The organism is Gillisia mitskevichiae (assembly GCF_003634585.1).
Classification (GTDB): domain Bacteria; phylum Bacteroidota; class Bacteroidia; order Flavobacteriales; family Flavobacteriaceae; genus Gillisia; species Gillisia mitskevichiae.
The window spans coordinates 514092-529127 of record NZ_RBLG01000001.1 but is presented as its reverse complement, the minus strand read 5'-3'; the positions used below and the strand labels follow the sequence as shown (position 1 = coordinate 529127).

The 15036-nt window shown below is 35.0% G+C and carries 13 protein-coding genes; 6 read left to right on the top strand and 7 right to left on the bottom strand.

All coding sequences use genetic code 11. The features are described from left to right. Positions 1-96 precede the first annotated feature (96 nt). Positions 97-2403, top strand: a complete 2307-nt coding sequence (locus tag BC962_RS02420; RefSeq protein ID WP_121344337.1) for a TonB-dependent receptor — start codon at positions 97-99, stop codon at positions 2401-2403. A gap of 84 nt (positions 2404-2487) precedes the next feature. Next, positions 2488-2886: a thioredoxin family protein gene (locus BC962_RS02415; RefSeq protein WP_245983981.1), complete on the top strand. Its 399-nt coding sequence runs from the start codon at positions 2488-2490 to the stop codon at positions 2884-2886. 6 nt (positions 2887-2892) lie between these two features. On the opposite strand, the gene BC962_RS02410 is transcribed toward BC962_RS02415, so the two are convergent. Next, entirely contained in the window at positions 2893-3624 is a 732-nt protein-coding gene (locus tag BC962_RS02410) for a TerB family tellurite resistance protein (RefSeq protein ID WP_121344335.1), read from the bottom strand. 181 nt (positions 3625-3805) lie between these two features. On the opposite strand from BC962_RS02410, the gene BC962_RS02405 reads away from it, so the two are divergent. The 4 genes from BC962_RS02405 to BC962_RS02390 all read left to right on the top strand — a co-directional run bounded on the left by BC962_RS02405 (position 3806) and on the right by BC962_RS02390 (position 6257). Then, positions 3806-4216: a BrxA/BrxB family bacilliredoxin gene (locus tag BC962_RS02405; RefSeq protein WP_121344334.1), complete on the top strand. Its 411-nt coding sequence runs from the start codon at positions 3806-3808 to the stop codon at positions 4214-4216. 110 nt (positions 4217-4326) lie between these two features. Then, positions 4327-4707: a hypothetical protein gene (locus tag BC962_RS02400; protein ID WP_245983979.1), complete on the top strand. Its 381-nt coding sequence runs from the start codon at positions 4327-4329 to the stop codon at positions 4705-4707. A gap of 147 nt (positions 4708-4854) precedes the next feature. Beyond that, positions 4855-5586 (top strand): lysophospholipid acyltransferase family protein, encoded by a 732-nt coding sequence (locus tag BC962_RS02395; protein WP_121344333.1) that lies wholly within the window; start codon positions 4855-4857, stop codon positions 5584-5586. A gap of 17 nt (positions 5587-5603) precedes the next feature. Further along, positions 5604-6257: an HD domain-containing protein gene (locus BC962_RS02390; RefSeq protein WP_121344332.1), complete on the top strand. Its 654-nt coding sequence runs from the start codon at positions 5604-5606 to the stop codon at positions 6255-6257. Positions 6258-6313: 56 nt separating this feature from the next. On the opposite strand, the gene BC962_RS02385 is transcribed toward BC962_RS02390, so the two are convergent. The 6 genes from BC962_RS02385 to BC962_RS02360 all read right to left on the bottom strand — a co-directional run bounded on the left by BC962_RS02385 (position 6314) and on the right by BC962_RS02360 (position 15031). Continuing rightward, entirely contained in the window at positions 6314-6751 is a 438-nt protein-coding gene (locus BC962_RS02385) for a hypothetical protein (RefSeq protein WP_121344331.1), read from the bottom strand. 36 nt (positions 6752-6787) lie between these two features. Beyond that, on the bottom strand, positions 6788-8134 hold the full coding sequence (locus BC962_RS02380; RefSeq protein WP_121344330.1) for an endonuclease: 1347 nt from the start codon (positions 8132-8134) through the stop codon (positions 6788-6790). Between the two features lie 107 nt (positions 8135-8241). Continuing rightward, positions 8242-9405: a hypothetical protein gene (locus tag BC962_RS02375; RefSeq protein ID WP_121344329.1), complete on the bottom strand. Its 1164-nt coding sequence runs from the start codon at positions 9403-9405 to the stop codon at positions 8242-8244. Positions 9406-9417: 12 nt separating this feature from the next. Continuing rightward, the gene (locus BC962_RS02370; RefSeq protein WP_121344328.1) at positions 9418-11970 is read right to left on the bottom strand and encodes a TonB-dependent receptor; all 2553 of its coding nucleotides are present in this window, start codon (positions 11968-11970) and stop codon (positions 9418-9420) included. Positions 11971-12158: 188 nt separating this feature from the next. Further along, a complete protein-coding gene (gene pgi / locus BC962_RS02365; RefSeq protein WP_121344327.1) occupies positions 12159-13790 on the bottom strand; it encodes a glucose-6-phosphate isomerase in 1632 nt (543 codons plus the stop codon). A 2-nt stretch (positions 13791-13792) separates the two neighbouring features. Then, entirely contained in the window at positions 13793-15031 is a 1239-nt protein-coding gene (locus BC962_RS02360; protein WP_121344919.1) for a peptidoglycan DD-metalloendopeptidase family protein, read from the bottom strand. Positions 15032-15036 lie beyond the last annotated feature (5 nt).

Here is a 15036-nt window from a genome sequence, read left to right as displayed (position 1 = left end):
CATGTTTTAATCTTGCTAAACTACATTTTTTATTCTAAAAAAACTATTTTTAGAGTAGTCTAAAAATTAATTATATATTTGTAAAAATAAATTTTCATGAAATACTTAATACTCTGCACGTTTTTAATTACTTCTTTCTCCTTTGCGCAGGATATTGAAACCAGTGTTTCTGGTACTGTAACCTCCAAGGGGAATCCCGTTCCATTTGCTTCCATCTACATAAAAGGAAGAGCATCGGGAACAAATGCAGATGCTAATGGCAAGTATCAACTTAATATTTTTCCTGGGGAGATAAGCCTCGTTGCCCAGTCCCAAGGATATAAATCACTTACAAAAACTTTCATCATAACCGAAGGCAATACCAAACTGCTAAATTTTGATCTTGAAGAAGGCAATGAAGCTCTAGATGAAGTGGTGATTACTGGTACCAGAACAGAAAAGCGCAGAACAGACTCTCCAGTTATCGTGAATTTAATTAGCAGTGAAACCTTGGAGCAAGTTGTGGCTACAGACCTTTCTGAAGGACTTCGTTTTCAACCGGGTCTTCGAGTAGAGATGAACTGCCAAACATGTAATTACAGCCAGATTCGTATGAATGGTTTGCAGGGTGGTTATTCGCAGATCCTCATTAATGGTCGCCCAATATTCAGTCCGTTAACAGGTTTGTATGGTTTAGAACAAATTCCTGTAAATATGATTGAACGTATAGAGGTAGTTCGCGGTGGGGTCTCTGCACTTTATGGCTCCAGCGCAATTGGAGGTACGGTAAATGTGATCACCAAGATACCAAAGAAAAATGCCTATAGCCTAGGTTACTCTTTTCAAAATATAGACGGAAGCGCTAATCAAAACCTTATAAACGGAAATGCAACTGTGGTGAGTGAGGATTATAACGCAGGTGCCAATTTCTTTGTAAATAATCGTAAAAGAGAAGCTTACGATGCTAATGCTGATAATTTTTCTGAACTACCTCAGTTAAAAGATAATTCTTTTGGTGTAAATGCTTTTTACCTTCCTTCTGAAGATTCGAAATTAGAACTGAGTGTTAGTAGTCTAAATGAATACCGTTATGGAGGTGAAATTGTTGATAAACCAGCTTATTTGGCACAGCAAAGCGAAGAACGAACACATAATGTATTGATGGGAAGTTTAGATTATCAAATCAATTTTAACCAGGATAAAAGCTCTCTCATTCTTTATTATGGTGGCCAACGCACAGATAGAGATCATTATACCGGAATAATACCTGATGAAGAAGCAGAAAAACAAGTCTTTTTTGCAGCCCCACCTTACGGAACTTCAGAAGTAACCACGCACCAAGGTGGGACTCAATACAATCAGAGATTCGATAAATTCTTAGGCGGAAAGACCGTATTAACTGCTGGAGCAGAATATGTTTATGATGCAGTGTACGATGAAATTGACACTTACAATTACCTAATAGACCAGACTACAAGAAATTTAGGTGTTTTCGTTCAGAACGATTGGGATATCACTAAGAACCTGAATTTTCTTTCTGGCTTTCGTATAGACAAACACAATTTGGTTAATTATGCTATTTTTAGTCCCCGTGCTTCCCTACTCTATAAATTGAAGGAAACAACCCAATTTAGATTAGGTTGGGGTACAGGTTTTCGAGCGCCACAAGCCTTTGATACCGATTTGCACATTGCCTTTGCTGGAGGTGGAATTTCCAGGATCTCATTAGCAGAGGATTTGAAAGAAGAACGTTCAAATAGCTTCACTGCTTCCATAAATTATGACAAAGCCACAGAGCATTTTATAGCCGGTTTTACCTTAGAAGGATTTTATACTCATTTGGATGACGCCTTTTATCAATATCCGCTAGGTGAAGATCAATTTGGAGAACGCTTTGAAAAGCGAAATGGCAGCGGAGCCACGGTTAAAGGTTTTACCATGGAATTCCGAACCAATTATGACTACATACTAGAACTAGAGGCTGGTTTCACCATACAATCCAGTTTGTTTGATGAACCAGTAGAAAATATTGAAGGTCTTCCCGTAAAGCGTGAATTTTTGCGAACTCCTAATGATTATGGATATGCAACCCTTACTTATTCACCTACTAAAAAATTGAATGTGAGTGCCAATTTGGTTTATACCGGTCATATGGATATTGCACATTTCGGCGGGGAAAATACAGGTCAATTAGTAGATGAATATTATGTAACACCCACTTTTACAGAATTGAGTTTTCGAATGGCCTATGATTTTGACTTGCCAAATATTAGTACGGGCTTGGAACTTTCTGGAGGAGTTAAAAATGTAACCAACAGTTATCAAGAGGATTTTGATATTGGTAAAAATCGCGATAGCAATTATATATATGGCCCTGCAGCGCCACGAACCATTTTTGTTGGATTAAAAATTAAATCTTTATAAATTTTGAAACAAGTCCTTTTAATTTTATTTCCATTTTGTTTTTTATTTTTTGGTAGTTCAGCTTTTTCACAAAATGATAAACAGGTGACCTGGCTCAATTTTGAACAATTGCAAGATTCCCTGATGCTAAGTCCTAAAAAGGTTTTTATAGACTTTTATGCAGATTGGTGTGGACCATGTATACGAATGCAAAAAGAGGTGTTTACCGATCCAAAAATTATTCAGAAATTAAATAAGGATTATTATGCCGTAAAGATGAATGTAGAAACTACCGATACTATCTATTTCGGAGAGCAACTATTTGTGAACGAAAGGGCTAACCGAAGAAACCCCATACACCAGATCCCTATGTTAATGGCGAGACAAAAAAATAGAGCATTTTCATTACCAGCTCTTGTCCTTTTAGATGAAAACTTTAAGGCTACCGCACGTTATTTTCAATATTTGAATGTAGAACAACTCTATAGAATTCTATCAAAATAACAGCTACTATATCCCTCTTTCCTTTTGAATGCTTTCGTAAGCTTCCTGAACCATTCTGAATTTTTCTTCAGCGCCATTTCTGTAAGCTTCATCCATATGTTGTAGCTTATCTGGATGGTATTTCTTTGCCATGGTTCTAAATGCCTTCTTTACTTCCGCATCTGTAGCAGATTTTTCGATCTCTAGGATCTTGTAAGCATTATCGGCACTTTTAAAGAACATTGCTTTTATACTTTCAAAATCTCTAGTGTTTAAAGCTAAAAATCCTGCGATAGATTGGAGTTGTGACAATTCAGAATTAGAAACATTTCCATCTGCATTTGCAATGTTAAATAAGAAATGTAAGATCTGTAATCTCACCTCATATTTTGTACGCTGTTGAAGATATACACCTATGCGCTGCGCAGAGATCTCCCTATTCTTAATAACTTCATTAAAAGTACGAAAAGTGGCATTTGCACGCTCCTTCCCATAAGCGCGCACAAAATAGGTGCGCACATAATCCATTTCAGATTGAGACACTTGCCCATCTGCCTTTATAACTAAAGAAGCTAATGAAAGAAGATTCAATTCAAAATCGCCTGGCGACACAGAATTGCTTTCAGTTTTAAAAACCGAGTTAAATCCGCCTGAAGAACGATTCCAATTATCTATTACAGTTCCTAATATAAACCCAAGTACTGCTCCCGGGTATCTGAAAAACATATAGCCAGCAAAGGCTAATATCCATTTAAACATAAATTCCTACTTGATAAGAGGCAAATATACTATTTTGAATAAGTATAAGACAGGCCATATCTTATAAACTTCTTTATCTCATCTATAAGAAGAACCTATTAGCATATAGGAAATTGAGATATGCAGAGCTAAACTTAATTTGTATCTTTGCCCTTTATAAATTATAATAAAAACTCTATATATGTATCCAGCAGATTTAGTTAAACCAATGAGAGAAGACCTTACAAATATAGGTTTTCAAGAATTACATACCGTTGCAGATGTAGATGCTGCCATGGAAAAAAAGGGAACAACTCTAGTGGTTGTGAATTCAGTTTGTGGTTGTGCTGCAGCTAATGCACGTCCAGGAGCTCGTATCTCTTTACAAAACACTAAAACTCCAGACAATCTAGTAACTGTTTTTGCAGGTGTAGATAGTGAGGCTACAGATAAGGCTCGTGGTTATATGATCCCTTTTCCTCCTTCTTCTCCATGTATGGCTTTATTTAAAGACGGAGAATTAGTTCATATGTTAGAGCGTCATCACATTGAAGGACGTCCTGCAGAAATGATCGCAGATAACTTAACAAGTGCTTTCAACGAGTTTTGTTAATTCAAAATCTCTAAATAATTCAAGCCGGTCTTAATAAGATCGGCTTTTTTTATACGCTATATTTAGCTGATTTTTTGATAACTTTATTTTTAATTCTGAAAAATCTATAAATGATGAAATTTTTAATTCTGGTGCTATTATTGGCAGGGACGGCTGGGAGTTGCGATCGTTCTGAAGATGATCAGGAAATAAGCTCTAAAGACCTAGACTTGCAATTTGAAGCGATCACTAATTTAGTCGCCACACAAAATTGCAGCGATAGCTCGCAATGCAGTTATATGGCCTACGGAAGTAAAGCTTGCGGTGGCCCAAAGGGGTATTTGGTTTTTTCTTCAGATGTAGATACCGTAAAACTCAGAACTCTAGTAGATAATTACACCAAAGCTGAAGATACATACAATCAACAAAACGGGATAATAAGCGATTGCAGTATTGTCCCTCCTCCCCAAAACATTAATTGTATAGATGGCAACTGCGTTAAAATAGATTAGATCCACCTCGGAAGTAATAACAAAGCTAAGAATAGGAAAATACTTTTATAAATTAAAAGTGAGCTTGAGGAATTAAACCTTCAATGAGGGATTAAAGGTTTTTAATAGTTCAATAAAAATGTATTTTTGCTTCAATTCTATATAAAGATGAAGAAAATACTCGCATATCCTCTTTCGATTTTATCTTACTTTTTTTTCTTTTTAACTTTAGTGGTATTTCACGGAATCCAATGGTTCTGCTTTACTTTTATTGGAAAGGAAGCACATAAAAGATCTGTAGATATTTTTAATCTCACACTAATGAGATGTCTAAATATTTTAGGAACAACTTTTACAGTAGACAACCAGCATAATATCCCAACAGATGTGCCTTGCATTTTCGTTTCTAATCATCAAGGCCTCTATGATATTCCACCCATCATTTGGTATCTTAGAAAACATTATCCAAAATTCATTAGTAAAAAAGAGTTAGGTAAAGGGATCCCTGGGATTTCATATAATCTTAGGCATGGAGGTTCTGCTCTTATAGATAGAAAAGACCCTAAGCAAGCGGTTGTTACGATCTCAAAATTTGCAGATTATCTAAATAAGAATAACTATTCCGCAGTAATATTTCCTGAAGGCACACGCAGTAGGGATGGAAGACCAAAGAAATTTGCTGAAACTGGTTTACAGATCATGCTCAAAAAAATGCCTCATGCGTTGGTGGTGCCTATCACCATCAATAATTCATGGAAGTTGTTTGAATATGGGAGTTTTCCTTTAGGTATTGGTCATAATATTAAAATGAAGATCCATCAACCAATATTGGCAAATTCTGATGATGCAAGTAGCATTATTGCGAAAGTGGAACGAACCATCACTGCAGATATTCTTTAGAAATCAACATACCTAATATGAATTCAGAAAAAATTGTAGAAAACACTATTAAGTTCGTTCAGGAAACTTTGAAAAATGCTGAAGGCGGACATGATTGGTTTCATATTCTTAGGGTTTTAAATAATTCTAAACTGATCGCTGCAACAGAAAATGTTGATCTTTTAACGGTAGAGTTGGGAGCCCTACTTCATGATATTGCAGATTCTAAATTCCATAATGGAGATGAAACAGTTGGACCAAAAGTAGCAAGAGCCTTTCTAAGCACTCAAAATGTTACGGAAGAGGTAATTGCTCATGTAGTTAATATCATTGAAAACATCTCCTTTAAAGGAGGAAACAGCAACCAATTATTTCATTCTAATGAACTAGCAGTTGTTCAGGATGCAGACAGGCTAGATGCCCTTGGTGCGATAGGAATAGCTAGAGCCTTTAATTATGGCGGATTTAAAGGAAGAGGTTTATATGATCCGGAGATTCAAGTGAATCTTAAAATGAGCAAAGAAGAATACAAAGCCTCTACTGCACCAACTATAAATCATTTCTACGAGAAACTTTTATTGCTTAAAGATAGAATGAATACAGAAACTGGGAAGACAATTGCAGAACAGCGACATAAGTATATGCAAGATTTTTTAGAGCAATTCTATGCAGAATGGAACGGAAAAGCTTAGCATAAAAAAAGCCTTACTAGAAAGTAAGGCTTTTTTTATATCTATTGGTCTTTCTACTAAAACCAAGCGCTCCATGGAATTCTTGAAAGCACTAAAATTAAAGCTAGTGTATAAAATATAGCTAGGATCTTGAACTTTGGTTTAGAGGTAAGTTTCTTTTTGTGTTTAGAATATCCCATAGTTATAAAAACGATGGCTAAGATCATCACTATTGGGTGCTCTACATTATATAATCTAAGAACAGAATCCTTCATCACTCCGCCCATTCCAACTTCACCCCACATTTTAAAGTAAGGAGTGGTAAAGTATAATACGAACCCAATAAGCAGTTGTAAATGTGAAACAATTAGGGTAAACAAGGCAATTCTAAAATTGGTTGCTCCATATTCCTTATTGCTGCTATACCCTATAATTGCATTTACTGATGCTACAACGAGCACAATAAGCACTAAATATGCCCAATAAGAGTGTATAAATTGAATAGTTTCGTACATAATAATTGCGGTGTTAGATATCTATTGATTAATAATTTAATCCCATTTATTTTCTGCTGAAGCTCCTCCCCATATTAATGTAGCAATATATGGATTATCTATAAAAATATTTCTATTTCCTTGGGCAGCATAAATAACCTCATTTCGTTGCATCTCGAAAGCCGAAACAGGGTCTTCTCTATTCCATTTTAGAAGCAGATCCAATCCTCCAACTTTCACGAACTCCTCACCATAACGTACATTTAAATATAACACCATTCTGGCTACATCACCTTTCCATTCATCCCCTGGAAACCAAGAATTTTCATTTATTAGTTTGTAAGAACCACTTCCATCGGTATACTCATAATTACTTCTTAATGAGTTGATATCTGCATCTGCAGATCTTAAATGATGAAGATCTGTAACCGCACCTTCTGAATTTAATTTAGACTGAGGGAAAATATGCTCGGTATTAAATGTTTGTGGACTATAAGAGTTTGATCCCGAAGTATATTCTTTATAATATCTACTCTCACCAGTATACATAAGAATCACATTATCTGAATTTGTTAGATCTGCATCGGCATTATAAAGATATTCATGTCTTTGCCCGTAAGAGAGGATAGTAGTATGATTTTTTATAGTATGATCTGAAACGAATTCATAATTAAGATCCCCATCTATAGTGATAGCAAGATCTTCATAATAAGATTTTAAATTGTTAGGAATATTAAGAGCAACAGGGTCTAAAACAGTAACCTTAACTGTAGCTGTAGAACAAGTAGCAACTTCATCATCATCACAAAGAGAATAAGTAAAACTATCTTCTCCCTTAAAACCATTTGCTGGCACGTAGGTAACACTTCCATTGCTATTTAGAGTAACTGTTCCAGAAGAAGCAGAACCATCTACAGAAGTTATAGTAGCATCATCTGTAATATCATCGTTTGATGCTAAATTGGTAATCGTTAACGAAACCGAAGTTACCGTCTTAACTTCATCATCCACGGCATCTGGAGATCCAGCATCATTCACAGTGATGGTAACAGTAGCAGTAGAACAGTTAGAATCTTGATCACATAGTTTATAGGTAAAAGTTTCTTCACCTACAAAATCTTTGGTAGGAGTATAAGTATAACTACCATTTCTATTATCTGTAACAGATCCACCTTTTGAACTATTTGTATCTGCTGAAGTGATCCTTGCACCTGTAGTAACAGTATCATTACTTAATAGATCTGAGATCACTACACTTTCATCTTCAACTGTTTCTGCTGTATCATTAAGCGCTACAGGTTTATCTTGAGACACGGGAGGAGTTGGTTTTTCTGTAGTACCACCATCATCTGTGCTACAGGAAACTATAAAAACTGCTATTAAAATATAGATGAATTTTTTCATAAGTTGTATTAATTTAGGATGTTGCAAATATCACATAATTCAAAGAATAAAAAAACCTCTTATCCAAAAGCATGGATAAGAGGTTTTGTATAATGTATAAAGTTGTGTTATTCGTTAATAACCCAAACTCCATTAGTTTTAATTAAGCTTAACTCTTGGCTAACTACAGAGCCATTGTATACATCGAAAGTAACTACATATTGTTGTCCTTCTTCAGCATTTGGCATAAGGTTATCTAAAACTACATTCATAGCTTCAATTAACATTTCTGGTTTCCATAAGTTACTAGATGATTCTCTTACATCAAAACTTGAGAAGTTTCCAACATTATCTGCAGGACCAGGGTAAGTAGCCAAAAACTCACTTCCAACTAATGAATAATCAGAACCAGCTAAAGTATATCTTATAGTATTGTCTGGAATCCAAACACCATCTATATTTCCAAATTGAATGCTTTGACTTAAAGTATTGTTATAAGGAGAAAACTTAGCTCCGTCGTAAATAAAGTATTTTACGTAGCTATAAGTAGCTCTATCTGTAATACTACCATCACCATCTACATCTTGAACATCTGTAGTGTAAAGTTTGTACATAATAGATTTAATATCTCCTGCTTCAAGAATTTCAAACTTGTACTTTTCCTTTAACAATAATGGAAGTTTCACATCTGCTTCATCTTCCGTAGAGAAATTAGGGAAACCTTCCCCAACTAATTCATATTCATCATCTGTTAAACCTGGGATGAATTGAAATTCATCATTAACATAAAGAAACCCGTTGTTTAAGGTTTTTAATGAACCATCATAGAACTTGTAAGTTAAAGAAACTAAAGTACGATTCTCTAGATCTGGAAACTTGTCATTTAAAAAAGCATAGATCTGGCTATTGTCATCAAAATTATTATACTCTTCTGTTTCAGGATATGCATCATAATCCTCTGTAGTAACAGTATATACCTTTAAAAACTTCTCAGTTGATTGCGGTGCATAAATATCAAAAGTTAATTTTGCCGATGACTTAGCACCATAATTAGGGTAATTATCCTCTAAAAATGCAGGCAATAAACTCTTTGCATCATCTACAGAATTAAAATTCGGGAAATTTAATCCTAAATCATCATAATCATCTTCTGTTAAAGTATAAACTATATCTCCAACAGCTCTTTCATTCTCTAATTTAGAGTTGATATCGTCATGGATATCTTCCATAGGCTCACAACTTGTAAGTGCTAGCCCTAAGAAAATAGCTAAATAATAAAAAGTGTTTTTCATCTTGAGTATTTTTTAAAATTTAATTTTAGCTCCAACAGTATACGTACGACCGAAACCATACCAAACAGATGCAGAATTAGCATCGTGATCTCTTCCATCTCTAGCATCAGCAATATATTCTGTATCTAAAGCATTAAATAAGTTGGCATTAAGTGTAGCGTCAAATGGTCCAAACTCAAATTTGTGAGTAACTCCAAAATCTAATAAACCATAATCTGGTGCTTGCCATGGATCTGCTACATCTGGTGTAGTTCTATCTGTAGGCTCAAAATCTGCGAAGTATCTGTCATTGTAAGTAAAGTCTGCACGTAAGTAAGTTCTAGGAAAAACTTCGTAATTAACTCCTAAAGCCATTGTAGTTTGAGCAGCATCTCCAACTGGAGTATCCTTAATGTAAATATCAATAGGATCATCTGCATTAATTGGATCATTATTTTCATCAAAGATCACAACGTCTGTTACATCATTAGCCCATTGGTAATCTCCAATAGATGCCATAGCAGTTAAAGTAAGCCTATCTGTAGCTCTATAATCAAGATCTATTTCTAAACCTTGGTGAATAGCGTCTACTCCTAAAATGTTAGCTGTAAAGAATTCATCACCTTGTCCTTGAATAGACTTAATGAATGTTCTATCCTGCCAAGAAGTTCTATAAATATTTACGTTAGCTCTAAAGTCTGCAGTTCTAAATCCATATCCTAACTCAGCACTAAAGATCTTTTGATTCTCTGCACCTTCGTTAATTTCATTTGTGTTATTAAGAAAAACAGCATTTAAGAATGGTGCTTTTTCAAAATACCCAACATTTGCAAAAAAGTTACTTTTTGAACTCACGTTGTAGTTTGCTCCACCTTTTGCGCTATATCCAAAAAAGTTAACGAAATCTGTTTCTTGATTAGGATCACTGTCTAAATATTGGAAGTAATCTATTCTTTTATAAGATGTATTAGATGCTGCAACAGATATGAAAGCTGAAAGATCATCTCTAGAATATTCTGCTTGAGCAAATAATCCTTCCCAAAGAACTACACCATCATTATTATATGCCATTTTATCACCAACTTGAGTTAAGTTGTTGGGATTGTTGTCATTATTATTATCAGCCCAGTACTGTCCACCTAAAAGATCTTTAACTTCTCTAAAGTGTTTTCCTTTATAATATCTTAGATCTACTCCACCACTTAATTCAATATCATCTGTGATTTTAGTAGTTAAGGTAGATAAAGCTCCATACCAGTTATGGTCGTTTCTAGAATCATAAAGAATAGTTCCAGAACCATCTGCTCCATTCGCAGCATTTTCTGCCTGAACGCGATCTAATTGTAAAGGTTGGTAATCTGCAAATCTATATGCACTACCAGTTGCATTTCTTAAGTTAGCATCTCCAGTGTAACCACCTCCACCACCAGTACCAAAAGATACATAGGCAGCAGTAGAAAGATCTGTTTTATCAGAAATGTTCCAATAGTGATTTAATGAGATTTGTGGTTTGTGGTAGAAGTTATCTTGCACGTTAACTACTTCTCCATTCTTGTAACCCCAGTCTCCGTTGAATTTGATATCTCTATCACTTCTCTGGTAATCTTCTATAGAATACTGAGTTTCTCTTTGACCGTGACGTTGTGGTGCACCAAAAGCAGTAAGAGATAATAAATGATCTTCATTAATCTCTTTTGCTACGTTTACAAAATAGCTATACCCTTCAAATTGAAGTCCATCTGCAAAACGCTCTCCGCTTGTTTTAGATGCAGCAATTGTAGCAGCCCATCCATTATCAGATTTCCCTGTAGATACAGTGAATCCAAATTTCTGAAGACCATCGTTTCCAACAGATCCAAATACGTTACCACCTTCTTCCATATCGGTAGATTTAGTAACAATGTTTACCGTTCCTCCAATAGAAGGTACAGCAACTTTAGAAGCACCAAGTCCTCTTTGTACTTGCATAGTTCTAGTTACATCTGTAAGCCCAGCCCAGTTACTCCAATATACACGACCATTTTCCATGTCGTTTACTGGAACACCGTTTATCATAACAGCAATATTCTCAGAGTTAAAACCTCTAAGTCTTAATTCAGCATCTCCAAATCCACCTCCAGATTTAGTTGCATAAACTCCAGGAGTTGATTTAAGGATTTCTGGAAATTCTTGATTTCCAATTTTAGTTTCAATTTTTTCTGCACTAATTGTAGAAACAGCAACTGGCGTTTTACGATCTATAGCAAGAGAAAAACTTGTAACTACGATCTCATCCAATGCATTTGCATCTGCATTTAACACAATGCTTCCTAAATCTTTTGTTGCTCCATTTGCAACAACGAATTGCATAGACTTCTTTTCAAAACCAATAAAACTGATTTCTACTGTTCCAGAAGCTGCTTTAACATTCAACGAAAATTTACCGTCAAAATCTGTAGTCGTTCCATTGTTTGTACCAACTACCATCACAGTTGCTCCAGGCAAAGGTGCATTCATGTCAGAATCCATTACCGTACCGGTAAGGGTTCCTTGAGCAAAAATTGTAGCAGTGGTTAAAAACAATGCTAGGGCTAATAATCTCCTCATGCTTTAATTGTTTGTGTATTAGTTTATAATTCGCGGCAAAAAACGTCATTTTCTGAAAAACATACTTTAACTTAATGTTAAGATTTCAGAATTTAACATTTACCCGCAACAAACATAACATTTTTACACAAATGATTATCAGTGAAGATCTTAAACCTATTAAGAATTTATTAACAATAAAAGAATTGTTAATTTAAATAAGATTTTAACAATTCTGTAGTAGAATTATCATGATTAGAGACCTTAGAACTATCAATTTCATTAAGAATCTTGGAAGCTAATTGTTTTCCTAATTCCACTCCCCATTGATCATAACTATATATATTCCATATCACCCCTTGCACAAAGATCTTATGCTCATACATAGCGATTAATTTCCCTAAACTTTCAGGTGTTAACTTCTCAATTAAAAGAGATGTAGTTGGCTTATTTCCTTTAAAAACTTTAAATGCAATTAACTTTTCAATTTCTGTAGTGGTAAGTCCTTGATTGGTTAATTCCTTTTTCACCTCATCTTCAGATTTACCCATTAAGAGCGCTTCTGTTTGAGCAAAATAATTAGCCATTAATTTATCATGATGATCCTTATCTTCAAATAAAGATCTCTTAAAACCAATGAAATCTGCAGGGATCAACTTAGTACCTTGATGTATTAACTGAAAAAAGGCATGCTGAGAATTGGTGCCGGGTTCTCCCCAAATTATATTACCAGTTTCATAAGTAACAGGTTTCCCATTTCTATCTACACTCTTTCCATTACTTTCCATTATTGCCTGCTGAAGATAGCTTGGCAATTTTTGAAGATATTGAGAATATGGAATCACTGCTTCACTTTCAGCTTTAAAAAAATTATTATACCAAATACTTAGCATTGCTAACTGAACCGGTATATTGTTGCTGAATTTTTCATTTCTAAAATGATCGTCCATTTTATTAGCTCCCATTAGAAGCTCATCGAATTTCTGAAATCCAACAGCTAAACTTACAGATAAGCCTACGGCGCTCCATAAAGAAAATCTTCCTCCAACCCACTCCCACATTGGGAATATGTTTTCTTTTGAAATTCCAAAATCTTCCACTTTCGAAACATTCGAAGAAACAGCAACAAAATGTTTTTGAACGGCTTCCTGTGAAGCTGATTGTAAAAACCACTTTCTTGAAGTAATGGCATTGCTCAAGGTTTCTTGAGTTGTAAAAGTTTTAGAAACAATTACAAATAGAGTTGTTTCAGGATTTAAGGGCTTTAAGGTCTCATGAACATGGTCCCCATCTACATTAGAAATATAATGTATATTAAGATGATTCTTATAAAATTTTAAAGCTTCAGTAACCATGGCAGGCCCAAGGTCTGAACCTCCAATTCCTATATTAACCACATCTGTAAATGCTAATCCAGAATATCCTTTTGCACTCCCAGAGATAATAGCATCTGTAAATGCCTCCATTTTAGCTTTCACCTCGAACACCTCAGGGATCACATTCACACCATCCACAAGTATGCTATCTGAGTTTTTTGCTCTCAAAGCTGTATGCAAGACAGGTCTATTTTCGGTTCTATTAATGCTTTTTCCTCCAAAATAAGAATCGATCGCTTCTCCCAAACCACACTCTTCTGCAAGATCTCCTAAAAGTTGTTGCGTTTCTGTAGTGATCCTATTTTTGCTGAAATCAACTAAAAAATCCTCCCAATGAATACTAAAATCTTGAAATCGTTGAGGCTCTTTAGAAAAAAGTTGCCTCATTTCTACTTCTTTTATCTCTTCGAAATGTTCTTGTAATTTTCTCCAAGCAAGAGTGGTTGTAGGGTCTATATTCAGCATCTCTAAATTTCTTTGAATGGGATTTTATCTAATTTTGTTTTTGTCAATTTTATAGAAGCAAAATAATCTTCTCTTAAATTGTCTGCGATAGGCTCTGCTGCTGGTAAGTTTTGGCGAAAAGGATCTACTTGTTTTCCTCGCACCCAAAATCTATAACACACGTGTGGTCCCGTAGCAAGACCGGTACTTCCCACATATCCAATAACATCTCCTTGTTTTACTCGTTGCCCAACTCTTACATTTCGCTTGGACATATGCAGGTATTGGGTTGTATACGTTTCGTTATGTTTTATTTTAACATAGTTCCCATTTCCTCCCGTATAACTAGAGGCAATTACGGTTCCGTTAGCTGTAGACCAGATCGGGGTACCATGAGGAGCTGCATAATCTGTTCCTTTATGGGCTTTCCATCTTTTTTGAACAGGATGATATCTATTTCCTGAAAATCTAGAGGAGATCCTACTAAAATTTAACGGCGCCTTTAAAAAGAAACTTTGTAATGGTCGTGCTTCTTCATCATAAAAATCTACATCTCCTTTTTCTGGATCTGCCATATAATCAAATGCATAATATGGTTTACCTTGATGTACAAAAACGGCACCTTCAATATTTTCAATCCCGGCATATATACTATCGTTAATATAACGCTCATTATATACCATTTTAAACTGATCTCCTTTTTGAAGTTTCCAAAAATCTATACTCCACTGGTAAATACTGCTTAACTCATGAGACAACAATACACTTAAACCTTGATTAGACATGGCTTCCGATAAATTGCTTACAATTACCCCAGAAACGGTCTTCCTTTTTATGGTAACCGGTTTTTGAGATTTGAATGCAGCAATGTTATCCCCAATATTTACAACGGTATAATCAATTTTATCATTCTCATAGATGAAGTACTCTGGAGTACCTAAAGAATCTTTCGCTTTTAAAATAACATAAGGCTTCCCTACCACTAACTTTGTAGGGTTAAAGGTTTCATTGCTCACTTGCTCTGTGATCTCATAGACTTTAGACCTGCTAACACCTTGGTTATCTAAAAGTTCTCCAAAACTGTCCCCAGATCGTATTGTATCCCTAATAACATTATAATCATTCAGCACAAAACCATATTCCTTAATTATAGGAATAACCTTTTCTACTTTAACTTCACTAATTTCTTTTTTACTATCATCTTCATTATTGCATGCTGTAAATGCAACTACCAATAAAAGCAAATATTTTATATTCTTCAATTTCA